General features: G+C 63.7%; 24 protein-coding genes and 1 pseudogene. 11 read left to right on the top strand and 14 right to left on the bottom strand.

Annotation, left to right across the window (positions count from 1 at the left end; all coding sequences use genetic code 11):
• Nucleotides 1-201 precede the first annotated feature (201 nt).
• Nucleotides 202-633 (bottom strand): ester cyclase, encoded by a 432-nt coding sequence (locus K4G53_RS05780; protein WP_221384534.1) that lies wholly within the window; start codon nucleotides 631-633, stop codon nucleotides 202-204.
• Nucleotides 634-1,106: 473 nt separating this feature from the next.
• Nucleotides 1,107-1,862 (bottom strand): response regulator transcription factor, encoded by a 756-nt coding sequence (locus tag K4G53_RS05775; protein ID WP_221384533.1) that lies wholly within the window; start codon nucleotides 1,860-1,862, stop codon nucleotides 1,107-1,109.
• Between the two features lie 140 nt (nucleotides 1,863-2,002).
• On the opposite strand from K4G53_RS05775, the gene K4G53_RS21440 reads away from it, so the two are divergent.
• Complete coding sequence (locus K4G53_RS21440) at nucleotides 2,003-3,718, top strand: cell wall metabolism sensor histidine kinase WalK (protein WP_221384532.1); 1,716 nt, start codon at nucleotides 2,003-2,005, stop codon at nucleotides 3,716-3,718.
• A gap of 413 nt (nucleotides 3,719-4,131) precedes the next feature.
• A complete protein-coding gene (locus K4G53_RS05765; protein ID WP_221384531.1) occupies nucleotides 4,132-4,926 on the top strand; it encodes a response regulator transcription factor in 795 nt (264 codons plus the stop codon).
• Here the strand turns inward: K4G53_RS05765 and K4G53_RS05760 are convergent.
• A complete protein-coding gene (locus tag K4G53_RS05760) occupies nucleotides 4,921-5,262 on the bottom strand; it encodes an Hpt domain-containing protein (protein ID WP_221384530.1) in 342 nt (113 codons plus the stop codon). The two genes, K4G53_RS05765 and K4G53_RS05760, sit on opposite strands and share 6 nt — an antisense overlap.
• 178 nt (nucleotides 5,263-5,440) lie before the next feature.
• Nucleotides 5,441-5,677, bottom strand: a complete 237-nt coding sequence (locus K4G53_RS05755; RefSeq protein WP_221384529.1) for a hypothetical protein — start codon at nucleotides 5,675-5,677, stop codon at nucleotides 5,441-5,443.
• 124 nt (nucleotides 5,678-5,801) lie between these two features.
• Here K4G53_RS05755 and K4G53_RS05750 point away from each other — a divergent pair, with 124 nt between their 5' ends.
• From K4G53_RS05750 to K4G53_RS05740, 3 genes are all read left to right on the top strand, one after another.
• Nucleotides 5,802-6,194 (top strand): hypothetical protein, encoded by a 393-nt coding sequence (locus K4G53_RS05750; protein ID WP_221384528.1) that lies wholly within the window; start codon nucleotides 5,802-5,804, stop codon nucleotides 6,192-6,194.
• A 68-nt stretch (nucleotides 6,195-6,262) separates the two neighbouring features.
• On the top strand, nucleotides 6,263-7,792 hold the full coding sequence (locus K4G53_RS05745; RefSeq protein ID WP_221384527.1) for a DUF5305 family protein: 1,530 nt from the start codon (nucleotides 6,263-6,265) through the stop codon (nucleotides 7,790-7,792).
• Between the two features lie 59 nt (nucleotides 7,793-7,851).
• Nucleotides 7,852-9,231 (top strand): EAL domain-containing protein, encoded by a 1,380-nt coding sequence (locus K4G53_RS05740; protein ID WP_221384526.1) that lies wholly within the window; start codon nucleotides 7,852-7,854, stop codon nucleotides 9,229-9,231.
• Nucleotides 9,232-9,295: 64 nt separating this feature from the next.
• On the opposite strand, the gene K4G53_RS05735 is transcribed toward K4G53_RS05740, so the two are convergent.
• From K4G53_RS05735 to K4G53_RS05710, 6 genes are all read right to left on the bottom strand, one after another.
• A complete protein-coding gene (locus K4G53_RS05735) occupies nucleotides 9,296-9,730 on the bottom strand; it encodes an STAS/SEC14 domain-containing protein (protein WP_221384525.1) in 435 nt (144 codons plus the stop codon).
• Nucleotides 9,731-9,872: 142 nt separating this feature from the next.
• Entirely contained in the window at nucleotides 9,873-10,094 is a 222-nt protein-coding gene (locus K4G53_RS05730) for a hypothetical protein (protein ID WP_221384524.1), read from the bottom strand.
• 786 nt (nucleotides 10,095-10,880) lie between these two features.
• On the bottom strand, nucleotides 10,881-11,027 hold the full coding sequence (locus K4G53_RS05725; protein ID WP_221384523.1) for a hypothetical protein: 147 nt from the start codon (nucleotides 11,025-11,027) through the stop codon (nucleotides 10,881-10,883).
• Nucleotides 11,028-11,240: 213 nt separating this feature from the next.
• Complete coding sequence (locus K4G53_RS05720) at nucleotides 11,241-13,724, bottom strand: EAL domain-containing protein (RefSeq protein WP_221384522.1); 2,484 nt, start codon at nucleotides 13,722-13,724, stop codon at nucleotides 11,241-11,243.
• A 365-nt stretch (nucleotides 13,725-14,089) separates the two neighbouring features.
• Complete coding sequence (locus K4G53_RS05715; protein ID WP_221384521.1) at nucleotides 14,090-14,701, bottom strand: hypothetical protein; 612 nt, start codon at nucleotides 14,699-14,701, stop codon at nucleotides 14,090-14,092.
• 170 nt (nucleotides 14,702-14,871) lie between these two features.
• Entirely contained in the window at nucleotides 14,872-15,636 is a 765-nt protein-coding gene (locus K4G53_RS05710) for a TM2 domain-containing protein (protein WP_221384520.1), read from the bottom strand.
• Between the two features lie 420 nt (nucleotides 15,637-16,056).
• On the opposite strand from K4G53_RS05710, the gene K4G53_RS05705 reads away from it, so the two are divergent.
• The gene (locus K4G53_RS05705; RefSeq protein ID WP_221384519.1) at nucleotides 16,057-16,296 is read left to right on the top strand and encodes a hypothetical protein; all 240 of its coding nucleotides are present in this window, start codon (nucleotides 16,057-16,059) and stop codon (nucleotides 16,294-16,296) included.
• Between the two features lie 171 nt (nucleotides 16,297-16,467).
• Nucleotides 16,468-16,731 carry a hypothetical protein gene (locus K4G53_RS05700; RefSeq protein WP_221384518.1) on the top strand — a complete coding sequence of 88 codons (264 nt, stop codon included), beginning with the start codon at nucleotides 16,468-16,470 and terminating at the stop codon, nucleotides 16,729-16,731.
• A 27-nt stretch (nucleotides 16,732-16,758) separates the two neighbouring features.
• On the opposite strand, the gene K4G53_RS05695 is transcribed toward K4G53_RS05700, so the two are convergent.
• Nucleotides 16,759-17,928, bottom strand: a complete 1,170-nt coding sequence (locus K4G53_RS05695; RefSeq protein WP_221384517.1) for a GGDEF domain-containing protein — start codon at nucleotides 17,926-17,928, stop codon at nucleotides 16,759-16,761.
• 357 nt (nucleotides 17,929-18,285) lie between these two features.
• Nucleotides 18,286-18,342: pseudogene (locus K4G53_RS21515) on the bottom strand (hypothetical protein); the annotation flags it as partial.
• A 368-nt stretch (nucleotides 18,343-18,710) separates the two neighbouring features.
• Here K4G53_RS21515 and K4G53_RS05690 point away from each other — a divergent pair.
• The 4 genes from K4G53_RS05690 (at nucleotide 18,711) to K4G53_RS05675 (ending at nucleotide 21,160) form a co-directional block, all read left to right on the top strand.
• Nucleotides 18,711-19,142: a DoxX family protein gene (locus K4G53_RS05690; protein ID WP_221384516.1), complete on the top strand. Its 432-nt coding sequence runs from the start codon at nucleotides 18,711-18,713 to the stop codon at nucleotides 19,140-19,142.
• A gap of 92 nt (nucleotides 19,143-19,234) precedes the next feature.
• Nucleotides 19,235-19,879, top strand: a complete 645-nt coding sequence (locus K4G53_RS05685) for an NADPH-dependent F420 reductase (RefSeq protein ID WP_221384515.1) — start codon at nucleotides 19,235-19,237, stop codon at nucleotides 19,877-19,879.
• 136 nt (nucleotides 19,880-20,015) lie between these two features.
• A complete protein-coding gene (locus tag K4G53_RS05680; protein ID WP_221384514.1) occupies nucleotides 20,016-20,540 on the top strand; it encodes a VOC family protein in 525 nt (174 codons plus the stop codon).
• Nucleotides 20,537-21,160 carry an alpha/beta hydrolase gene (locus tag K4G53_RS05675; protein ID WP_221384513.1) on the top strand — a complete coding sequence of 208 codons (624 nt, stop codon included), beginning with the start codon at nucleotides 20,537-20,539 and terminating at the stop codon, nucleotides 21,158-21,160. The genes K4G53_RS05680 and K4G53_RS05675 overlap by 4 nt, the downstream gene beginning before the upstream one ends.
• A gap of 232 nt (nucleotides 21,161-21,392) precedes the next feature.
• Here K4G53_RS05675 and K4G53_RS05670 read toward each other — a convergent pair whose 3' ends face one another.
• Together K4G53_RS05670 and ppsA are read right to left on the bottom strand one after the other, a co-directional pair.
• The gene (locus K4G53_RS05670) at nucleotides 21,393-22,229 is read right to left on the bottom strand and encodes a pyruvate, water dikinase regulatory protein (protein ID WP_260323273.1); all 837 of its coding nucleotides are present in this window, start codon (nucleotides 22,227-22,229) and stop codon (nucleotides 21,393-21,395) included.
• Nucleotides 22,230-22,244: 15 nt separating this feature from the next.
• Nucleotides 22,245-24,647, bottom strand: a complete 2,403-nt coding sequence (gene ppsA, locus K4G53_RS05665; protein ID WP_221384512.1) for a phosphoenolpyruvate synthase — start codon at nucleotides 24,645-24,647, stop codon at nucleotides 22,245-22,247.
• Nucleotides 24,648-24,681 lie beyond the last annotated feature (34 nt).

Raw genomic sequence — 24,681 nt, 5'->3', positions numbered from 1 at the left:
TCTGGCCAGTGTTTCACGGCAAGAGATCCGCTTATCCCAGCGCGGTAATGGATTCGCAACAGCTGAGCTGTCAATTACATGAAATGTTCCATTCGATGCAGATATAAATTCCGTGTACGGTTTGGATCGGAAAGCCCACTGTTCCCCCAAGCGGTGGGCTTTCTTTGTACATTCCCGAATGCAGGGGAATCAGCGCCAGGACTACATTCCGGGCAGAAGTCCGAGCTGCCCCATCATCGAGGCGACGTCCGGATGAGCCCGGAAGGAGACGATCTTTCCGTCCCTGATGGAGGCGAAGTAGGTTCCGGTGCCGGTCACTGATTTGCCTGTGGCAGGTATCTCCTGGTCCCCCATGCGCAGCGGCCCGGTGTTGGTGCCGGTGAACTCCACTTCCGCCGCCACTTCGTCGTCGCTGACCACCCGCCTGGTGGACTTGATGTGCATGTCGGGAAATGCCGAGAACCATGCGTCCATGTAGGACTGGACCTGGTCCCGCGAGTGGAAGGGCTCCGGGGCCATCACATCCGAAAACGTAAATTCGTCGGCCAGCAGGCTGGCGAATCCGGCCGTGTCGTGCTGGTCCCAGGCCGCCATTCCGCGGTCGTCAATCTGCTCTACTTCTACGCGTGACATCACACATCTCCTCCTTCAAATTGTCCTGACGGCGACGATGCTAGACCTGTCCTCGCTCCAGTCAATGGGTCGTTAGACCCGTGATTTCGGGGCGAGATGCGGGCAGGGCCTCCCGGGGAGTTTAAGTGGCTGGCACCACCGGATGAAGGAAAGTCAGAGCGCTTATTGACGACGGGTTCAGATGCGTTGCGGGTGGTGATTCACCGTTTGAGGGGCAGCAATGTCGCCGGGAACCACCGGTTTTTAGCTTCAGGGACGGCAGCGGAGGACCGCTTTCCTTTTGCCGGAAAGCGGTCCTCCAATGTCGGGCGCTGGCGCGGTCCAGGGAAATCACTCATGCTCCCCGCTGCCATCGATTCCCAAGTCCAGTGTTTGTCGCTGGAACATGGAATGACGTTAACGCCCGGTACTTCCAGTATGTGGATGACAGGACGCTTCTGTGAAGGGTTGCGCCAACCGGAATGCGTTTGTCGCTACACCATGAGGGAGTAGCCTCCTGGTTCGGCTTTGAGCCAGCGTGGAGGCCTTTCGGTGTCTCCGAGCTTTTCCCTGAGACCCATGACCAGAAAATCGATGGCCCGTTCTTCCCTGCGGCTGATCGGTTCCCCGGTCTCGTAGTGAGCCGCGCGCAGTTTCTGGGCGAGGTCGGCATTGCTGCGGTGCACCCAGGTGCTCTCCATCAGGGTGTGCAGCAGGTCAAACTCAGGGGTGCTCAGTTCAAGGTCGGTGCCGTCAACCTGTACTTTCCGGGTCCGCGTATTGAGGAGGATTCCGTTGTGCTCCAGGACCTCTTTCGACCGCCGTCCTGCCTTCCCGGTGTTCGCGAGCTGGCCGGCGGACGATTCAGTGCCCTCCTGCCATCGGGGTCTGCGCAGCAGCGCGTTGATGCGTGAGCGTAGTTCGCGCGGGCGGAACGGTTTGATGATGTAGTCGTCGGCGCCGTTGTCCAGCCCGGCCATGGCATCGGCCTCTTCGTCGCGGCCTGTCAGCATGATGATGTAACTATCGCTGAACAACCGGATGCGCCGGGCTGCTTCGAACCCGTCCATGTCACCCATTTCGATGTCCACGGTGACCACCATCGGATCGTGCTGGCGGACCAGCGCGACGCCGGTTTCGCCGTCCTGGGCAGCATGAGTGACGAAGCCGGCGTGTTTGAAAACCACGGCGATGAGATCGCGAACGTGTTCTTCGTCTTCAATGATGACAGCGACGCGTGAGCGTTCCATATGAGACCCCCTGTATTCCTCTCCCCTTCAAGGCACTGTTCCCACAAATATTCGTGAATAAACTGGTCAGCGAGTACTAAGTGCGGTTTTTCCGGGCAGTCCCAAGAAGCCGCACTGTTCAGTCGAAGCTGGGGGAAACAGTGCAGACATCCACTCCTGTCCGCGATAGAACGCACAACCACAATGTCGGGGAGGATTTCGCTGAACAATTCAAGAAGAAGTTCTTCAGCGATGTGACGCAGCGGCGGGGAATGCTGGTCAGCCAGCTGCCGCTCACTTTTTCCTTGCTGATCGTCGCGGTCATCCTCGCTTTCGTTAGCCCGGATACCCTTGCCGATCCAGCATTTGAGTTCGCGCTCCTGTTAGGGCTGGTCCTGACCGCGTTGTGTGTGCTGGTTCCATGGAACCGGTTGCCGGTGCATAGTTTCGTTGTGGTCCCGCTGCTCGATTTCCTGGCAGTTGCGTTCGCCCGCGAGGCAGCCATTGAATCAGTCACCAGCCTCGGGCTGTTACTGGTGTTTCCCGTGATCTGGCTTGCTGCTCGCCTCGGCAGGCTGGGTGTCGTTCTCAGCTCGCTCGCGACGGCGTTGGTAGTGGGCTTGCCAATGTTTGCCGGGCCCTCAATTAGCATCTCTGATGCTGCACGCCCGTTCCTGCTTCCGGCGATCATGACCGTGATTGCCGGTGCGATCCACGTCCTGGTCCACAGCGTCGCCACGCGCGATGCAAAGCTGAAGCTCATGGACGCCGAACTCCGGATGGCCTATCAGGAAAGCCTTGAGCGGCAACGGCTCCTGGATACGATGCTGGATATTGTCGGTGTCGGGGTCCACGCCGTGGACGCGGACGGCAAAGACATCATCATGAACCAGCAACACCGCCGGAACCGGTCACTCGCTTCCCCCACCGGTGACCCTGCGTCCACGGAACAGGACCTGAACATGATCGCAAGCGACGGGACCACGCCGGTCCCGGCCGAGCATCGACCCGTCGCCCGCGCGGTCCTTGGCCAGTCATTCTCTGACTACCTCGTACGGCTGGGTGGACCGGAAAACCAGCGCGTTCTCTCCTCAACCGCGCGGGCGATGACGGACAAGGACGGCAAATTTGCAGGGTCGGTCTTGGCTTTTAGCGACGTCACGGAATATGTGAACGCGCTGGCGATTAAGGACGACTTCGTCGCCAACATCTCGCACGAGTTCCGCACCCCCTTGATGGCTATTCTCGGCTACCTGGACATCGTCCTCGACGACCCTGACACCGGCACGGAGCAGCATGAGGCATTCCTGCGCATAGCCCAAAGCAATGCCGAGAAACTCCTCAATCTCGTCGCGGACCTGCTTTCCGCATCCTCAGATTCCATGGGCGTCCACCCTCAAAGAATGGACCTCAAGGACCTGATAGGAATGTGCGTCGCTTCGGCGCAACCCCGGGCAGAAAGCCGCGGAGTGGAAATCATCAACGAAGCGACCGCCGCACTGTGGCTGGTGGCAGACCCCGGAAGGATCACACAGGTCCTGGACAACCTCATCTCAAATGCCATCAAATACTCCCGGCCTGGCGCAACAGTGACCGTCCGCGCCTGGGACACGCCCGACACTGTTCACCTCTCGGTGACTGACACTGGAATCGGCATCAGCGAAGAGGACCTGCCCAAGATCTTCACGCGGTACTTCCGCTCCAACGACGTCCGAGAATCGGCAATACCCGGCGTCGGTTTAGGGCTGGGGATCGTGAAACGTATAGTCGAAAACCACGGCGGCTCAATTTCTGCCAGCAGCAAGCCTGAGCTGGGCAGCACCTTCACCGTGACCCTTCCCAGGAATGCGCAACCTGAAAGGCAGAAGCAGCCGTAATAGCTTGAAAAGGTCCCGCTAGTGAAGGTCGAGGCGGGATGGGCCGGCATTAACAACCGGATCCTTCTGGTCCCGGCGCAAATACTCCTTTTTGGAAGCCGCAAATGCAATTCCTGCCAGCCTTGGCTGTACCCAGGCTTAGCTTCGATGCAGGTTCGGTTACCGCCTCAGCACCGCGCGACAAAAAAATCTTTCGCTCCACGTGTGCACCATTGGAGGGCAGGAAGAAAGATTGCAGCCCGGGACATCGGGGGATTGTTCCGGGCTACGTCGCGACTTTACTCCAGCGGTTGGCGGCGGTACAAATCCGGCATTTGAAATGCAGATCTCCGCGCGGCGCTGTACCGTGGAAAGAAGGGGGAATAGCCGCAGGCGCTGGGCCTGTGCGGTTTCGGGGATCCCCTGGAGGGACCATGGGTGATCTTGGCATTGCTGTAATCGTTGAAGACGATCTGGACGTGCGGAATCTTCTTGAGGGTGTGCTCGGCCAGGCCGGGTTCATTGTCCACGCCGCCAGCGACGGTCGCACTGGAGTGCAACTGGTACGGGACCGGAAACCTGATGTCGTGACGCTGGACGTGGGGCTGCCGGATATTGACGGTTTCGAGGTCCTGCGCCGCCTCCGTGGTTTCAGCGACGCCTACGTGGTGATGCTGACGGGCAGAACCGACGAGCCCGACGTACTGCATGCCCTGCAATCCGGAGCGGACGACTACATCACCAAGCCATTCCGGCCCCGCGAGATGCGGGCCCGTATCGGCGCGATGCTCCGAAGGCCCCGTCCCGGCCAGGACAACCCCGCGCCAGCACTGCCCCAGAGCTCCCAGAGCGGCCCGTCCACCGCGGAGGCCGCCCCGGCCGAGGGCCCGTTCCGGCACAACGGGCTGACGCTGGATGCCAGGAGCCGCACCGTGGAGGTGGACGGTGAGCCCTTGATACTGACGCGCAGTGAATTCGACCTTCTGCATGCCCTGTGCCGGGCTGGCGGCGCGGTCCTCTCCAGGCCGCAACTCGTCCGGGCCGTCCGCGACGACCACTACCTGCCGACCACCTACATCAGCGACTCTGATGAGCGGGCAGTGGAGGTCCATATCGGCAACCTCCGCCGGAAATTACAGGACGAGGCAGGAGCTCCCCGCTGGCTTCAGACAGTCCGGGGGGTCGGATACCGGTTGATGCCCAGCAATCCCCGGAAGCCAGGCCTATAACCGCCCCAGCGGACGCTCCGTTTTATACCCGCGCTGCATCCCCGGCCGGAAAGCCTGGCCAAGTTCCTGAATGGTCAATTGTCCGCACCCGGCGATCGCAGCCAGGACGTCTCCTCCCCTGACAAGCGTCCCATGCCTGATCTGCTCTTCGAGGACGGCTGCGACCGCTGCCAGCCGCCGGGCGCCAACCATGGCTGATGACACCTTAACGCTGATGGCCGCATCGATCGCGTCATCAGTGGCATCTTCGTCCGCCAACGCATCGGCAAGGCGGCTCAGCCGGTCGTCCCACATGTTGACGTAGTCCCTGACAAAAGCGCGGGCGAGCGGCCCCATGACCTGGTCCTCCAGATCCCGGAGAACCGATACATCCAGTAACGGCAGCTCCCCACCCCGTTCATTGGTGACCGGGCAGGGCTCACTGCCTGGGGAAGGAAACGTTGAACGGAACATGCCTTAACGCTATGTCCCCCTCGGGCTCCCGGGGCAGCCACTGGGCAGATCTTGCCCAAAACTACAGGTTTCCTTGCGCCGCCAAGGCCGGGAACAGTACAAGTTCGCCCCATCCCTCCCCCTTACCAGCCGAGGCTGCCAACGAGACCAGCGTTAGCACGGCTTCTGCAGGAAACTCCCAGCAGAACGCATCTTTTCCATGATTCGCAAGCTCATCTAAGCATTCCCGCAGGTTAATCCAAACTATGGTCAAACCGGTTTTCGGGGCTGTTACGTTCTTTCTGTCGAACCAATCCACCCCTGGCAGTTCACTTCGACAGGGCCCGGGTTGCATTGCTCACAGGGCACTTCCAGATGCATCTGTGACCTGCCGTGGTCTGCTCAGAGGCCCCGGTTTTTCCTACACCGAAAGAGAAATCCCCATGCGTAAGTCTGCAAAGATCATCACTGCCCTCTCCGTCGCCGGCCTGGCCGTCGTTGCCGGTTCCGCTTTCACCGGTGCCGGCCTCAGCACTGCCGGTCAGGCCGCCGCAGACCAGTTCGTCGGCGGTACCGTCAGCCAGAACGTCACCGGCGCTACCCTGACCAGCATCAACTACGGCTTCACCGACACCACGAACAAGACCGTCAACCAGGTCACCCTGACCTTCGCCGATGCCAACGCCGACGGCAAGACCCCGACCATCACCCTTGCCGGCACGGGAACGGCCGCATCGTTCACCTGCACCGCGGTCGACGTCGACCACATTTCGATCTGCACCACCGCCGGTGCCGGTCAGACCGACGTGACCAGCGCCTCCGTCACCGTCAGCTAGTCAAACACCACCGGTGCGGCCGGCCCCGGATGAGCCGGCCGCACCATCTGTCCTTGCAGGGGTACTTCATGGCACACCGGCCCGCCCGCGGTCTAAGGAACGTCCTGCTGGCCTTGGCCGCTTTCGCGCTCGGCACGGCAGGCTTTGTTCTCATCAGCGGACAGGCAGCGGTCGTCATCACCCACGGGGTCAGCATGAATCCGGTCTACTACCAGGGGGACCTTGTCGTTGTTGCGAAGGAGTCCTCCTACGGGCTCGGGGACATCGCCGCGTACAAGATCCCGGGCAAGGACGAGGTTGCACTGCACCGCATCATCGGTGGCGACCCCGCCGCGTACGTCTTCAAGGGCGACAACAACGAATCCGTCGATCCCACCAGGCCCGGAGCCGCCCAGCTGGTGGGAAGGGCGGTCTTCCACCTCCCCCAGGGCGGTCGGTGGTTGGAGGCCCTCACCAGCCCGGCATCCCTGGGGCTGCTGGCATTTGTCCTGCTGGCCACCGGCGGCGCCAGGGCCAGGCGCCGCCGCCATAGAAGGAGAACCGTGTCCCGACACATCAGCACCCGACCCGCCCGGACCACCAAACTGTGGCCCCTTCCTCCCGCACTGCGGGTCTCTGCCGTGCTCGCTGCGGTCCTGGCCGGCATCGGTATTGTCCTGGCGGTTCCCGCGTGGGCCGGCCCTGTGGAGGAGGCCTCGACGTCTACGGTGAAAAGCGGTACCCGGATGGATTTCTCCTACACCGCCGCGGTAGGGCAAAGTGCTGCGTACGACGGGACGACCGCCCACTCGCCCGACCCGGTCTTCCGCAAGCTCGCCGACAGCGTCGATGCCCGCTTCACCTATCACGGCGACCCCGGAACGATCAGCGTCACCGCCGAACTCTCCACCGCCGGCGGGTGGCACTCGAGCATCCCCCTCGGTGAGCCTGCAACATTTGCCGGTACCGACTACACCCACGATGTTCGTCTGGATCTCAAGGCCTATGAAGCCAAAGCGCAAGCCGCTTCAACTGTCACCGGGCTTCCCGCAACCCCTGTCACGCTTACCCTGAAACCGGCCGTTACCACCACTACCGGGGCGCAGTTCCGTCCCGAGCTCAAGCTCACCTTGACGCCCCTGCAGCTTTCCCTCGCCGGCGGCCCCGAGGCCCTCTCCGTCAACGACACGAAGAGCCGGCAGCAAACGACACTGGTCCCGCGCACCCTCAGCGCCGCCGGCCTCACCGTCGCTGCCGGAACCGCCCGGGTGGTAGCCACCGTGTTGATCCTGGCTGCCCTGGCCATCGCCCTCATCATCACCGGTTTTGCCCATCGCAGCGTGCCGGTCGATGAAGCCGCAGCAATCCGCCGACGGTACGCTTCCCAACTGGTCAAGGTGCACCCCATGCCCGCGCCGCAAGGCCGGCCGGTCATCGATGTCACCACCTTCCCGACCCTGGCCAAACTGGCTGAACGCTACGGCCTGCTGATCCTGCACTGGAACCGCAGCGGTGTGGAGACCTTCATCGTGCAGGACGAAAACATCACCTACCGTTACCGGCCGTCCACCCCTGACGCCCGTCCGGCCACCACGGATATGGCCGGCTCCCACTCATGAGCGGCTACACTGACGTCAACGACCCACGGCAGCACAGCGGCAGCACAAAGGAACGGGCCATGGCAGTTTCGCGGATAAAGAAGCTTCCGCTGCTTTCCGGCAGCCGCCTGCTTGCGTGCATCCTTACCGTCCAAGTGGCCCTCACCGCGGCCACCCTTGCACGCCTGGAAACCAGTGCTGACCCGGGGCACGGTGCTGCCCTTGTCGTTTACGCGTCCGGTGCAGTTCTCCTGGTGGCCTTCTGGACAGGGGTATGGGCGACCCACTCACAACGGCGGAAACAGCCGACCGCCTCCACCCTGTCCCACCTGACGGAAGCCGTCCTTGACCACAGCCGGGTATGGGTCTGGGCGCTGGACGGCAACGGCCGCTTCACATACTCAAGCCCCGCCAGCGCTGCACTCGTCGGATACGACCCGTTGGAGTTGATCGGCCGGCATATCAGCCTCGTCCTGCCTGAGGTCGCCGCCTGGGGAGGCCTGCCGTGCACCCTGGTAGCGACGCATCGCGGCAAGACCTGGGCCGATGCCGTCCTCACCTACCGCCACCGCAGCGGCGCGGACGTCGTGCTGGCAGCGTCCGGCAGAAACCGGCCGGACCGACACCCGCGCGGCCTGGCCATGGAGGGCATCAGCCGACCCGGTCCGTACTCGCAGCACGCCGACACGGCAGCCACGGGCCCCGGCCCGCAGATCGAGAACCGGATCAACGACATCCTCCGCAACGGATTGATTCTCACCGCCTTTCAGCCGATCCGCGACCTTTCCTCAGGCTCCATCACCGGCGTCGAGGCCCTTACCCGCTTCCCCAGCGACGACGGAAGAAGCCCCGAACCCTGGTTCAGCCATGCCGCCGCCGTGGGGCTTGGCAGCGACCTCGAATTCGCTGCCCTCGAAACGGCCCTCCACAAAGCAGCCGCACTCCCGGCCCACCTGTCGGTAGCAGTAAACCTCTCCCCCAAAACGTGCCTGGATCCCCGGCTCCCGGCCCTCCTGGAACGATCCGGCTTTCCTTCCGGCCGGATCGTGATCGAAATTACCGAACGCCTCCCAGTAAGCGACTACGTGCCCCTGGAGAGAGCGCTGAGGCCCCTGCGAGCCTGTGGAATGCGACTCGCAGTCGACGACGCAGGATCGGGCTTCGCGTCAATGCGCCACATCCTCCGCCTCAAACCCGACATCATCAAGCTCGACAGAAGCCTCATCAGCGGCATCGACACCGATCCGGGCCAAATGGCGCTGGGCGCAGCACTGCTGAAGTTCGCTCAACACACCGGTGCCCGTCTCCTGGCTGAAGGAATTGAAACTCCCTCGGAACTGGCGACGCTCACCCGGCTGGGCATCACTGCCGGACAGGGCTACCTCCTAGGCCGGCCTACCATCGACCCTGCCGACTGGGCCGCCTGGAGCACACCGGCACGCGAGCACGACACACTCTGACGCCAACGCCGATCCGAGCTGCAGGGCTGTCTGAACGTTTCGACCAGGCTCGTGGCGGTACCCTTCACGAATGCGTCGTCCCGTCGTGCGGGGCCCCTTTCTGCTGCCGGGCTGTACTTTCTCCGCCCGCCAACAGCCAGGCCTGGGCCCGGCCAGGTTCTCCGGACTCGAAGTATCGGATGGGGCAGGGAAGGATGCAAAGGCCCAAAAAGTAGGTGGCAATGGCCCAGTCAACGGCTGATGCGCCGACAAGCGCAACCCGGCGGGCGGAGCCACCGCGGGTAAAGACCGCCCGCGCGGCCGGCGACAGGCCGGCTATACCGGACAGGTCAACCAGCACCAAGGCGGGCTGGCCTTCGCCCACTTCATCGATGGCAGCCAGAGCCGCCGCGGCGTCAGGTTCGAGAATGGCCACGCCGGGAAACCAGCGGACACTGATGATCCCGTCCGGCCGGGCTATAACTTCGGCTTTGTCCCGGACAATCATCTTCTCGATCATGCGCGCCTCTTATGCTGTGGAACACGAGCCGCAGGATTATCCCAAGCCCGCTCCCGCGCGAGGTAACTCAAGCACAAAACGAACAGTGCCGGCGCCAAGAACAGCTCAAGAGCCGGGAAAAATGATGCCGCTGCAGTGGTGCTCAACTCGAAATTGCTGCCGCCCAGCTCCTGATATCCCCGGCATCGAATTTAGCCGAGGGAATTACCGCTGCCAGCACACGGGCCAACTCGGTCTCCACCACGTGAAGCGGCGCTCCTTCGAACTCCGCCTTGACGTCTTCAATGGCACCATCGACGCAGCCCAGCAGCGAGGAGAGGATCCTGTCATTCTCCGACATTTCCCACTGTCCCATACCGACCATTCGCCCTCCTCGGCTTCGACACCTGTGCCGGACAAAAGCCTGGGCAACCCCGCACCTTCCGGCCTTACACACCCAGCAATCCCGGGCAATAAGTACACTTAGCATAGCGGGGCCTGGGCGAGTGCTGGGGGCGGGCCCCGCTGCCGACCAGGGGCCGCCTCCGGGAATAGCCGCAGTCACGGCCGCCGAAGAGGACCTCTTCATTGTCGAAGGCAGAGCAAATACTTCCACGACAGTGCAGATCCTGGAATGCATCAACGAGATCGGTGGCTGTTTAGGCGCCGGGACGCAGCGGCCAGTGTCTTGGTAGAGCGCCGCAACCGGAATCTTCAGACCAGTGAACGCATCCCCCTGCCGGCCGTGGTGATCTTCTTCCGGGGGCAACACCCGGAGCTTATCGCGCGTCTCCTTGGCCGTGCCCACCAGAACATGTGACCCGACCACTGGCATGTCATGAAGAAATTGTGTGCGACATATCCCTTGAACCGGCCGGTTGGGCAGAGGCGATACTGGACGCGCCGTGCAGCAGAGTGCGGCGGATTCCAGGCAGTACTTGAGGTCCCGCCGCCTGTGGCAGCCGTCCTGCGGCGGGGCCTCCCCGGCGCGTGGGCTGCCCTGCAACCTTGAGGGTCAGCATCTGAGCCATGCAGAGCTCGGCGAGGTTTCAGCCCTTACCCAGTGCGGCCACGACCACGACAGCGCAGATGATTGCGAGCACGGCCAGACCAAGATAGGCCGGCCATTTCGGTCCCTGCCGGTGCGGGTTGATATCGATGTATGGCATCTCTATTCCGCAGGTTTCGAGTTCACAAGAACGTCAGGGCCGCGGCGCCTGGTAAACGCAAAGCGGTAAAAGAAGTAGGCAGCCAGCAACAGCACGAATGTACTGCCGAGCAGGACGGCAAGGCCGACAAAATAACGGGCGAAATCCACGCGGTTTTCCCTTCAAGGATGATAAGCCTGCTGATCGTACATCAAGGAGAGTTGGTGTCTGCTGTCACATGTACCGCTGAACGGCTTCTGTTACGGCCTATGCCCGCGGCTGTTTTCCAGCCTCCGGTCCGGCCACATCAGGTGAGGGCAGAATTCTTCTACGGATGAAAAATGCCGCGGCGAAAGTGGGGAAAATCCACGGTCCTATTGGGGCTAGGGGGCCGGGTCGGAGCTTCCTGCCGGCTCGAGTTCCGCAGCCCTGACAGTGACGTGATCCTGCAGCCATGCCGGGACCTCGTCGGCGGGCAGTGGCTTGCTCCAGTAATAGCCTTGGGCCAGGCCGACGCCGAGGCGATGGAGTTCGGCCGCTTGTGCGCTGGTTTCCACGCCTTCGGCGATGACGTCGAATTTCAGACTTTGGGCCATGCCAAGGACGAGCTCGATGACGGTTGCTGCGTGCGGCTGCCGGCCAAGTTCCTGGATGAAGGTCCGGTCGATCTTAACGACCCGGGCGGTGAGCCACTTGAGGTAGCCCAGGGAGGAGTAGCCGGTACCGAAGTCATCGAGGGACAGGCCCACGCCAAATTCGTTCAGTCGCGGAAGGGTATCCCTGGGCAGGTCAGGTTCCTCCATCAGTATCGTTTCCGTTATTTCCAGGTCCACGGCTCCCGGATCGATGCCGGCAGCCGAAATCGCTGCCTTCACAACATCGGGGAAATCATCGGCAACGAGCTGGCGGCCGGAGATGTTGACCGCCACTGTCAAGTGTCCTGCTCCTGGTATCCGGGAACGCCATTGCTGTACCTGGCGGAGGGCTTCCTGGAGGACCCAGGTGCCGATCGGGACGATCAGGCCGGTTTCCTCCGCGATCGGTATGAAGGCTGCAGGCTTGATCATTCCATGTTCGGGATGGTTCCAGCGCAGCAGCGCTTCGAAGCCGGCCACACCCCCGGTGGTGAGGTCGATGATGGGCTGGTAATGCAGTGACAGTTCTGAGCGCCCCAACGCCAGCCGGAGGTCCGACTCCAGGCGCAGACGACCGCTGGCCCGTCTCCTCATGTGCGGATCGTAGATGACCGAGGCGTCACCGCCGCCGGATTTTGCCCGGTACATGGCTGCGTCCGCTCCCCCGAGCATGGACTCGGCGGTTTCGTCGGCACCGGCGAGGGAGATGCCGACGCTGACGTTGAGGAAAATTTGGCGCCCATCGACGGTGAAGGGCGCCCGCGTGCAATCCATGATCCTCTGCGCCAGCCGCTTGGCAGCCCGCATCCGCATATTTTCGCAGACAATGATGAACTCATCGCCGCCAAAGCGCCCTACGGTGTCCCCGGCCCTGACGGCCCGGACCAACCGCTCGCCCAGCAGTTTGAGGACCCTGTCGCCGCCTGCGTGCCCGACACCGTCATTGATGAGTTTGAACCGGTCGATATCGACGAACATCACTACCGGCCGGGCCCCGCGGTCCAGGAAAGCCTGCAGCGTCTGGGTGATGAGGTACCTGTTGGGCAGCCCGGTCAGTGCGTCATGGCGGGCCTGCCATTGGAGGATCTGTTCCGTGTTTTTCCGCTCGGTGATATCCAGTACCGTGTCCAGGAACCGCAGCGGTCTGCCTTCTCCATCGTTGAGGCAGCGGATCCGTGAGTGAAGCCATCGCAGTTCGCCGTCAGGCCCGACGATACGGTACTCCACATCAGCAGACCCTGCCCCGTTATCCAGATTCGCCCATGCCCGGCGCACGAGTTCCCGGTCCTCCGGGTGGGTGCGCTCCAGCATCCATTCCCGGTCCGGGGACTGCCCGGGATCGACGCCGAGGATCCGTGCGAACTCGTCCGAATGCCACGTCTCCCCGGTCTGCGGGGTGTGCTCGACGCTTCCGACCCGGGCGATCTCCTGCGCGGCCAGCAGGCGTCGTCGTTCGGCGGCGGCTTCGGCTTTCACCCTTCGTATCTCGGTCACGTCCCTGGCGATCGCTGAGGCCCCGACCCGTGCACCATCTGCCCCGTACACCGGGGAGACGGTCAGCTCCACATCGATAAGTGAGCCGTCCTTGCGCCGCCACTGCACGTCTATCCCGGTGGCGAAGCCTCCGGCGCCCACGCGGGCAGCCACCCTGGCGCTCAAATCTGCTGCGTCGGTGGTCGTCAGCAGCCGGTACGACTGTCCGATGGCCTCCGCCGCGGTCCAGCCGAACATCCTGGCGGCTCCGGCGTTCCAGCTGGTGATGGTCCTGGTCAGGTCAGCGCTGATGATCGCGTCCCCTGAGGATTCGACCATGGCGGCGAGCCGGCGCAGTACAGCCTCGCTGTGTTTCCGGTCCGTAATGTCTTTGGAGATGGCGACCACGGCGACCGGGACGTCGTACCGGCCCCGCACGGGGCTGACAGTGGCGTGGACGGGAAACTCCCGCCCGCCGCGGTGCCGCATCCACAGCTCCCCTGCCCAGTCCTGGCCCCGGGAGAGCCCGTCGAGGATTTCCCGGCCGGGCGAACCCTGCCCGGCTGGCGGCGCACCGCCGATGATTCCCAGATCGAAGGGCCGCTGACCTAGCGCCTCGGCCGCGGTGAACCCGTAGACACGCTCTGACGCCCGGTTCCACAGGACGATCCTCCACCCGCTGTCCAGACCAACCACGGATTGACCGATCTCATCCAGCAGCGACCGAGTCAGAAGGTCCTCGTTATGCTCCCCAGCCATTGATCCCCTCGCGTTCCCCGCGGTGCGATGCATATGCCGGTGAGTATAAAGCCCGCTGCTGCGATCCCACACGGCCCGTACAAGGAATTACCTACCCAAAGGACCGGCAACCGAACGCGCCCCGGGGCGCGTTTACTGGAGCCCCGCACTATGGGCGGGGAAGGAACGAGCGGGTGGAATAGATATTGACGCGCCCAGCACGAATGCCAGAGTATTGGCGGTGGCGGCTTGTTCGTACCCCTGCTGGGGGAGGCTTCTGGTCTTTATCGGGGGAAACACTGCCAGGGGGACCGGCTTCCTGTCTCAGAGCTAAGGGAGCCGGTCCCCGCCTTACCCGGCTCTCGCCCCGCCTTCCAGGGGGCACCCTAATAACCTTCGGGGCTTCCCGAGGCGGGGTGCCGTACCTGCCAATACATGGTGAATTCCGGGGTTTGTTTCCTGCTGCTGGCCGCCGTGAAATCCGCGTCGGCGGCGTCAAGAAAACGCGGTTGTTCCCACCCTTGGAGGGTTTCCGGCGGCTGCTCCCCCAGCCAACGCCGCAGTCGTTCCTTCACCGGCCGGGCTGCTTCCTCAACGGCGTCCTCCATTACAGCAACGAGGTCCGCGAAGCGCTCGGCCGTGCCGAGGGGCATCGGGTGCAGGAGGGAAAAGCCGACGACGTCGGGCGCTTTTCCGTCGCCGTCAAGGAGCGCAAGAGCCAACGGCATCACGAGATTTGATTGTGAGTGGGCGACAGTGGTGTTGCGGTACTTGCGAATGACGTCATGGACGCCCCGAAGATCCTCCGGGATCGACGGGACAGCCGGCATGTGATCGAGACGGGAGCGGACCTTTGAGCAGATAAAGGGCCGGATGTAGGCCGTTACCGCATGGGATGTCAGCGGCATCCACAGCTCGGAACCCTCACCGGCGGCAAATGCGCAGCTGAGAGCACGCGACGCCTCGGAAAGATCACTGGCGTGGCTGGTAAGTTCCACCAGGAGCCTGGTATCCGGCATATCAGGCAGCAATGCCACGGCAGGGCGGGAATGAGTCAACGCGGTTGTTCCTGTTCCACGCAGCGAAGGTGCCGTCCGTGCACGCTCCGGGGGTAGAGGGGCCGGCCCCGCAGGACCGGACCCCTCCCCCGGTTCGTCACAACGAAGTACTATTTCTTCTCTTCGATCGTGATGGTCCAGGAATCGAAGTTCGCCGACTTGACGTCCAGGTAGTACTTCCCGGCGCTCTTGTGCAGGGCCGTCTCGCTGGACTCATCCTTCTGAAGCATCTTCACCGGCAGCCCGCCGTCCTTGGTCAGGTCCTTGCCTTCCTCCACGAGGTAGATACTGGCCAAAGCCATCGAGTTACCGTTGAGCTGCTTGGCCCCGGTGAACGTGTAGACCAGCCGGGCCTCGGCGCCCGTGAGCGCGAAAGTCGGGCTCGCCGAATCGGTCGAACCGCTCAGCTCCGCAACTTTTGTCCAGGTCTTCTCGGCTGCAGGCGCTGCCGGCGCGGCAGCGGCAGGGGCGGCCGCCGCAGTGGTGGAACCACCGGCCGGGGCTACCGCGGGGGCGGTGGACGGGGCAGCCCCGCCACGGGCAGCGTTGATAATGATGCTAAGCACGATGAAGGCGGCGCTCACGATGAACGCGACCTTCTTGTGCTTGTCATAGCCCTCCAGCGGCAGGCCCTGCTTGTCCCGCGCCTTATTGGTCAGGATCAGAATGAGGTCGATCAGCGCCCAGATCCCAAAGCCGCCAAGGGTGACGAGCTTCAGGATGCCCGTTCCGACCTTGCCCAGGTAGAAGCGGTCCACGCCCAGGACTCCCAGCAGAAGCGAGAGCAGCCAGGCCGTGAGAAAGGATTTGGAACTGGTCTGCGGCCCATAGGCGTATGACGGAGGATACGGTGCGAGGTTAGGGTTGTGGCTCATGAGGGTCCTTTCATAGGACACCCGGCCGCGAAGCGGTGCGAAGCGTGCGGAGTGGGTGCGGAGATAGACGCCCGCAGGGGAGCCACGCAGCAAGCCGCCGAGACCACCAAAGCCACAGCACGCGCAAGTACCGACATGATCACTTCCCCCACCAGCGTCACGGGTTCTGGCCCGTAATCCGGATGCTACACCCGCCCCCAAACACTTGGCCCAACCCTTCCAAACATTACGGCCACTGCACACTGCGGGAGCCCACACGCCACCACTGCCGCCCGGAGAGCCGCCGCTGCCCGTGCCGCCACAACCTAATCCACCGAGCAGGATTCCCGGCAGTACTCGATGCGGGCCTGTTGTCAGAGCCCAGCGATGGTGCCACTATGATCAGCAAGCTGATCATTTGGTGGTGGTCAATGAACCAGCATGATGACCTGCCTTACCCGGGAGGGCGAGATGTGTGATTTTGAGCCCCGTCTTTTGGCCCGCTCGCTCATCGAGTCAGGCGGCTTCTCCCTTCTGGGAATCTGGATCCAGTACTGGGCGCTGGGAGGCAGTGCGGACATCATGGAACTGGAAGCGTTCATCCACGGCATTCCCCTCCTCAGAGGTGTTGAGGTTGACGTACTGGCGGCCGCTCTGGAAGAACTGCCGCACGATGCATGACTGCTGCCGGTTCCGCCCGGCGTCCTGAGAGGCGAAGTCCCGCGGACTTCCCGTCCACGGGAAAACGGGTAGCGTCAGGATCCCCTTAAAACCGCGCGTGGACCAGCGAACTGTCCGGCAGGGGTCTAAAGCCTCATGCACCGCTCTCCTGTTTCCGGCACGATACGTTCCATGCCGTTCTTCCTTGAATACGTGACCGGCCAGGGCGCTGGCCGGTTCACGGTTGAAAGCACGACCCTCAGCGACGCCGTGGCCAGGTCGGGAAGTGCCCTGGAAGGTTTGGACTGCGTACGCGCTGCCTTGCGCTACACCGTTGGAGCAGGCGCCCGGTTCGGCGAAGGGCCTGTCCTGGCCGTCTATTCGCCTGCCGAGGGCTGGAAAATAAGCCTGACCCGGGAGGCCTGTACCTCCCGTGGTCCCGCCTCCTGCACGTAGCCCGGGCGGGGACCGGGCCGGCTGCCTCTATTCCGCGCGTCGGATGCCGGGTCGGCCGTCACTGCGGACTGCGCGGTTCCTGCCCCCCGATTTGGCGGTATAGAGCGCCGTATCCGCCTTCACCATGAGTTCGGCCAGGTGGGTGGCTTCGCCGCTGTAGGTGGAGATTCCGTAACTGACGGTGGGGACATTCGCCCCTGACGGCATCGGGGCAGCCGCAAAGTGCCGGTTGATATCCCGAGTGATGGCTTCTGCGGTGTCGGCGCTGGCACCAGGGATCAGGAGGACAAACTCCTCGCCACCGTACCTGCCCACCAGATCGGTGGAACGCACAGCCGCTGTACAGGCCTGGGCGAAGAACCGCAAGGCGGCGTCGCCGGCAGCATGGCCGTGGGTGTCATTTACCGACTTGAAGTGGTCCAGATCCGCCATGATCAAGGCACCGCAAGCACCCGTCTTCGCCGACGGATCAAGCTGCCGGGCTCCCAGGTCCAGAAAGGCTGTTCGGTTCAGCAGGCCCGTCAGCCCATCACGGGACGCCGCGGTGGCCAGCGTCCGCATTTGTTGTTCCGAACTGAGGGACGCCATGCTGAATGACGACACAACGAGCATGACCGCCGTTACCAGGGTGGTTACAGCCGGGCCGAAGAATGAGACGAAATGCGGGCCGTTTTGGCCCTCCTGCAGGAACACCAACAGACGCAGGACATAAAAGCCAGCCAAAGCCCCGGAAACCGCAGCCATTGGCAGACGATGCGTCGAATAACCCGAATCAAGGCGCCACAGCTCCCACGAGGTCATGGCGAAGGTAAAGCTCATGGCCGCCAGGAAGACCGGACCGCCCGACCACACGTTGACCGCAGGGTTATCCAGTACCGACGCACTAAGAGTTGCCAGCGGAACCCCGAAAAACGCCCATCGCCGGACCCCCGCCGTCCGCAGGGAGCGTGCCCCTGCCCACACGGCCAGACCCCCGCAGACGAGCAGGACATTCCCGGAAGGGTTGGCCCACACCTGGTGGATCGTTCTGTTCAGCAAAAAGCAGGCAGAACCAGCCAGATAGGACAACAGCGCCACGCACCACCACCCGCTGTACGGCGACCTGGTGGGGCGATACGTCCAAAAATAGAACAGCAGCATCAACACAAAGGCCATCAGCGCGAAAGCAATCCGGAGGGTGACAATATCCAAAGCCATTGACTGCTCGCCCCTCCCGGCCATGCGCTGCTTCCGCCCAGTATCGCACCCGCTGCACCCGCGCCTCCTACAGCAAAAACGGCAAGTAGACGGATCAGGGCAGTGCCGAATCTCATCGTCCCCGTCGACAAGCCACCATAAGGTCGAGCCGCTGCAGGAGCGCATCGGTGATCTGCCGCAGGTGGACCAGCTGTTCCGGGGTGAGCGCTTCGATGACGTGCCGGGGGCGATTGCAACGTGGCCGGGCGCGCTTTGCCGGATCTTGAGCCAGCCACCGTCCGTCAAGCGGGCGTTGGTGGCGCGCTGGTCCTCCGGACAGGAGGACGGCTTGACCAGGCCGCAGACTTCAAGGCGCCGCACGGCGTGGGATAGGCGCGACACGGTCGCGCTGGTCTGGGCAGCGAGGGCGCTCATCCGCAAGGTACGGTCCGGAGCCTCGGAGAGCATTGCGAGCACGCAGTACTAGAAACTGGTCGGGTCCGCATCGCGGCGCAGCAGGGAGTCGAGCACGTTGGGCATCAGCTCGGTCACCGCGTACAGCCCCAGCCAGGCGGCCAGTTCGTCCTTTGACAGTCATGTTATCCACGCAGCCCCAATGACCGCGACAATCAGCGGCCGCAAACAAACAACCGTCCAGTCCTCGCTGACGCGGGAGGCGGTAAGACCAGAAACTATTTACTTGACGCTTCAACTGACGCGGAGCTATGATAGTTGAAGCTTCAAGTCATTATCCGGACAGTTGTCCGGCTCCCCACGTTGTTCATAGATGGAACGGTAAAACCATGAATCACTTCTCCCCCGCGGCGACGACAGCAGTGACCGTACTGCGGGTCCTTGCCGGCTTCATTTTCGCCGCCCATGGCTGGCAGAAGTTCAGCCAGTTCACCATCGCCGGCACCCAGGCGTCCTTCGCCCAGATGGGTGTCCCGGCAGCGAACCTGGCCGCGCCCCTCGTGGCGACCTTGGAACTTGCCGGCGGGATCGCTTTGATCCTGGGCGTGCTGACCCGGGTCTTCGCGGCGCTGCTCGCCCTGGACATGCTCGGCGCGCTGTTTCTTGTCCACGCACCGGCCGGTATTTTCGCCGCTGACGGTGGTTACGAGCTGGTACTGGTCCTTGCCGCCGCTGCCATCGCGATCGCTTTGTTCGGTCCCTCGCGGCTGTCCGGTGACTACGCCCTGTTCAGCCGCACCCGGTTCAAAGCCCTCGTCTAAACAGGCAGGCAAACGACGCCCTGCTCACGCACCACATAACGAAAAGATCATCCGTGAATTTCCTGTCCCGCCTTTTTGGAAAGAAGAAGAAAATGACTGACATCACTATCATCGGAACCGGCAACATGGCCCGCGGCCTAGCCACCCGTGCAATCGCCGCCGGCAAGAGCGTCCAGCTGCTCGCCCACGATGATAAGGCCAAGGCAGATTCCCTTGCCTCAGAGCTCGGCGGCCAGGTTTCCACGGGCGTGGTCGGTGAGGAGCTCACCGGCGATATCGTGATCCCGGCGGTGTACTTCGACGCTGCCAAGGACATTGTGGCCCGTTACGGCGAGGCCCTCGCGGGCAAGGTGTACGTTGACATCACCAACCCGGTGGACTTCGCCACCTTCGACGGCCTTGCAGTGCCCGCTGACAGTTCAGCGGCCGAAGAACTGCAGAAGCCCACTGCCGCCAAGGTCGTCAAGGCTTTCAACACCACCTTCGCCGCGACCCTGGCAGAAGGCGCCGTCGCAGGACAGACCCTTGACGTCCTGATCGCCGGCGATGACAACGCCGCAACCCGGGCCGTCGTCGACTTCGCTGCCGCAGCCGGACTGAACCCTGTCGTCGTGGGACCCCAGCGCCGCGCCCGGCAGCTCGAGCAGACCGGTTTCCTCCACATCCTGCTCTCCGCCAACGACCAGCTCCCCGATTACCAGTGGAACTCGGCGCTGAAGGTCGTACCCGCAGCCTAACCAGGCCCTGCGCAACACCCCGACCGCACCACCGCAACGCCGCGTCCCGCACCCCTGGGCGCGGCGCTGCCGTTAGACTTCCCGATACCCGCCGCCCCCTGCAGTCTTCCCACCCTCGTAGAAAGAACCAGCGCCCATGTCAGTTTCCCCGGTCCGGTTGAACCATGCCGTCCTGTTCGTGGCGGACCTTGAACGTGCGGAACAGTTCTACACCACGGTCTTCGGGATGGACGTCGTCGCCCGTGAACCGCGCGCGAACGCGGCATTCCTGCGGCTGCCGCGCTCAGGGAACCATCATGACCTTGGCCTGTTCGGAGTAGGTCCCGGGGCCAACCCCAGGGTTCCTGGCGGCATCGGCCTCTACCATCTCGCCTGGCAGCTGGACACCATCGACGAACTGGCCCAGGCCCGCACAACACTGCTCGACGCCAACGCCTACACCGGTGAATCAAGCCACGGAGCGACCAAGAGCATCTACGGGACCGACCCGGACGGCAACGAATTCGAACTGATGTGGATGCTCCCCCGCCAGGACTGGGGCGAGTACAAGAACGCCGCCCCTGTTGAACGGCTCAACCTTCAGGCCGAACTGGCCCGATGGTCAGGAGTCCGCACAGCAGGAAACATCCACCACAACGGAAACGACCAGATGAGCTCATGAGCACTTTTCCTGAACCCACCATCACCTGGCAGAGCGCCGACGACCACGAAAAGCCCCTTGTCGTACTGCTCCACGGGCGCGGCGCCGACGAAACAGGAATCATCCCCCTGGCAGACCACCTGCCCGCCGGGCCCTCCTACGCAGCCGTCCGGGCACCCATCGCCGAAGGTGGCGGCTACGCCTGGTTCGCGAACCGCGGAATCGGCCGACCCGTCGCGGAATCACTGCAACAAACAACAGACTGGTTCCGGACATGGCTCGATACGGCCGCTCCCGCAGGACGACCGGTAATCCTCGCGGGCTTCAGCGGCGGCGCCGCGTTCGCCGGAGCATTACTCCTGTCGGATCCACAGCGCTTCACCGGTGCAGCCATCCTCTACGGCACACTGCCCTTCGACGCGGGCGTGCCCGTCACCCCCGCGAGGCTGGCCGGCGTCCCGGTATTCGTTGCCCAAGGCGAGTCCGACCGAGTGATCCCCCGCGAGCTCCTGGACCGCACCTGGACATACCTCCTCAACGAATCCGGAGCCGCGACCCATGGCCGGCGCGATCCCGGGGGCCATAACCTCACCACAGACACCGTCACCGACCTAGCCGGCTGGATCACTGAACTGCTCTAGTCCATCCCCGCCCACAGGCTACTGGGCACCCCGTGGTCCTCCTGCAGGACCAAGCCGGAAGGACCGTAACGAGCATTCCCAGCCAGTTAGGGCACACCCCAACCTGACGTCAGGAAACAGCGAAGGAAGCGTCAGATTAGGATCAGATTCGCCATTCGCAGACACCAGAAGGACACGGTCTTAGAGCTCAACCTGACAGGTAGAAGCCTGTACATCTAAGAGAGGCACACCCTCAGTGGTGCAGCTGCATCCGCTGGAGAACGGTCGCGGAGATCTCCTCAACCGACATCGAGGCGGAGTTCACGTACGGGACCTTGTTCACCCGGTACATGTCTTCGGCATTCCGCAGCTCATACGTGCACTGGGAGAGGGATGCGTAGTCGCTGCCCGGGCGGCGTTCCTGGCGGATCTGGCTCAGTCTGACGGGCAGGGAAGTCAGCCCGAAACACTTGTGCACGAACGGCTGCAGGGGTTTGGGCAGGGACATGCTGGCGAAGTCTTCCTCAACCAGCGGGAAGTTGGCGGCGAGGATGCCGTGCTGCAGCGCCAGGTACATGGTGGTCGGCGTCTTGCCGCAGCGCGACGGCGCGATGAGGATCAGCTCGGCGCGTTCCAGCGCACGCAGTGACTGCCCGTCGTCGTGCTCTATGGCGTATTCGACGGCGGCCATGCGCGACTGGTAGCGCACGGCGTCGCCCACGCCGTGCGCCTGGCCGGGCACGCCGCTGGCCGAGGCATGGAGGACCTGCTCCAGCTGGCCGATGTGCGCGCCGAACAGGTCGAAGAAGTGCCCCCGGCTCCGGGACAGCACGGCCCGGATGTCCTGGCCGACCGTGGTGGAGAAGATGATCGGCCTCGGCCCCGCGGCCGCGAGCTCGTCGATCACGGCCACCACCTCTTGCGCCTGCTCCACCGTGGTGATGAACGGGATCGTCCGGCGTTCCAGCCGCCCGGCGGGGAACTGGGTCAGCAGGGTGTTGCCGAGCGTCTCGGCCGTGATGCCGGTGCTGTCGGAAAGAAAGAACACCGTGGGGGCGGGCGGGTTGCCCGCCCCCACAGCGTCACTCAAGTGGGCGTCTGCCACTTAGACGGCGGACCGGTTGCCGGCGCGGGCCAGGCGCAGCCAGGTGTCGGTGACAGCGTCGGGGTTCAGCGAAATGGAGCTGATGCCCTGCTCCAGCAGCCACTCGGCGAAGTCCGGGTGGTCGCTGGGGCCCTGCCCGCAGATCCCCACGTAGCGGCCCTTGGCGCGGCACGCGGAAATGGCCATCTCCAGGAGCTTGGTGACTGCCGGGTTCCGCTCGTCGAAGCCTTCGGCCACCAGTGCCGAGTCGCGGTCCAGGCCCAGGGTGAGCTGGGTCAGGTCGTTGGAGCCGATCGAGAAGCCGTCGAAGTATTCCAGGAACTCGTCGGCGAGCAGCGCATTGGCGGGCAGCTCGCACATCATCACGATTTCCAGCCCGTTCTCCCCCCGGCGCAGCCCGTTGTCGGCGAGCAGTTCGGTGACGCCGCGGGCCTCGTCCAGGGTGCGGACGAACGGGACCATGAGCTTGATGTTGGTCAGGCCCATCTCGTTACGCACGTACTTGAGGGCTTCGCACTCCAGCTCGAACGCCTGCCGGAACGAATCCGAAAGATACCGGGAGGCGCCCCGGTACCCGATCATAGGGTTCTCCTCGGAAGGTTCGAACGCCGGCCCGCCCAGCAGGTTGGCGTATTCGTTGGACTTGAAGTCGGACATCCGGATGATCACCGGTTCCGGGGCGAAGGCTGCGGCGATGGTGGAGATGCCCTCGGCCAGGCGCTTCACGTAATACTCCCGCGGCCCGTCGTAGGCTGCGGTCTTCTCGCGGATCTGGCGCACCGTGTAGTCCGAGAGGGACGCCGGGCGTTCGATCTCGCCGGCCACGGCCAGCAGGGCGTTGGGGTGGATGCCGATTTGGCGGTTGATGATGAACTCCAGGCGGGCCAGGCCAACACCGTGGTGCGGCAGCTTGGCGAAGCTGAAGGCCTGCTCCGGCGTCCCCACGTTCATCATGATCTTCACCGGTGCCGGCGGCATGGTGTCCAGGCTGGTCTCCTGCAGCGTGTAGTCCAGCAGGCCCTCGTAGACGAAGCCCGCCTCGCCCTCGGCGCAGGAAACCGTGACCGGGGTGCCGTCGGCCAGCACGCGGGATGCGTTGCCGGTGCCCACGACGGCCGGGATGCCAAGTTCGCGGGCAATGATCGCCGCGTGGCAGGTGCGCCCGCCACGGTCGGTCACGATCGCGGCGGCCTTCTTCATGATCGGTTCCCAGTCCGGGTCCGTCATGTTCGCCACCAGGACGTCGCCGGTCTGGAACGAGGCCATCTGGTCGATCGAGGTGAGCACCCGCACCTGGCCGGCGCCGATGCGCTGGCCAATGGCCCGGCCCTCGGCCAGGACGGCCGAACGCTCGGTCAGGGTGTAGCGCGAGATCTTGCCGGACACCTTCCGGGACTCAACGGTCTCGGGACGGGCCTGCAGGATGTAAAGCTCGCCGTCCACGCCGTCCTTGCCCCACTCGATGTCCATCGGGCGGCCGTAGTGCGCCTCGATGGCAAGCGCATGGCGGGCAAGCTGCTCGACTTCGGCGTCGGTCAGGCTGAAGCGGCGGCGCAGGTCCTGCGGGACGGGGACGAAGTCCACGGTCCTGCCCACCTCGCTGGAGTCGGTGTAGGTCATCTGCACGGCCTTCTCGCCCAGGCCGCGCTTGAGCACGGCAGGACGGCCGGCAGCCAGGGCCGGCTTGTGCACGTAGAACTCGTCAGGGTTCACGGCGCCCTGGACCACGGCCTCGCCGAGGCCGTAGGAAGAGGTGATGAAGACGGCGTCGTTGAAGCCGGATTCGGTGTCCATGGTGAACATGACACCGGAAGCGCCGACGTCGGAGCGCACCATGCGCTGGATGCCCGCCGAGAGTGCCACTTCCGAATGAGTGAAGCCGTGGTGCACCCGGTAGGCGATGGCGCGGTCATTGTAGAGCGAGGCGAAGACGTCCTTGATGGCGAGCAGGATGTTCTCCACGCCGCGGATGTTCAGGAACGTCTCCTGCTGCCCCGCGAACGAAGCGTCCGGCAGGTCCTCGGCCGTGGCGCTGGAGCGCACCGCCCAGGAAACATCGCCGCCGTGCTCGGCGGTCAGGCGGTCGTAGGCGGACCGGATCTGCTCCTCGAATTCGGGCTGGAAGGGGGTGTTGCGGATGAGGTCGCGGATCTGCTTACCGGCCACGGTCAAAGCGGCCACATCGCCGCTGTCCAGGCCTTCGAGGATTCCTTCAATCCGGCTGTCGAGGCCGGACTCGCCAAGGAACCGTCGGTAAGCGTCTGCTGTGGTGGCGAAACCGCCCGGTACTTTAACCCCTGCTGAGGCAAGATTCCGGACCATTTCTCCGAGCGATGCGTTCTTGCCGCCAACCTGGTCGAGGTCGGACAGGCCGAGGTCAGAAAACCAGAGAACGTCAGTCATAGGTGGTGCTCCTCCGTTGGGCACGCGCTGACAA

This window comes from Arthrobacter sp. MAHUQ-56 (assembly GCF_019710585.1).
Taxonomy (GTDB): Bacteria; Actinomycetota; Actinomycetes; order Actinomycetales; family Micrococcaceae; genus Arthrobacter.
This window is presented reverse-complemented; position numbering and strand designations above follow the sequence as displayed.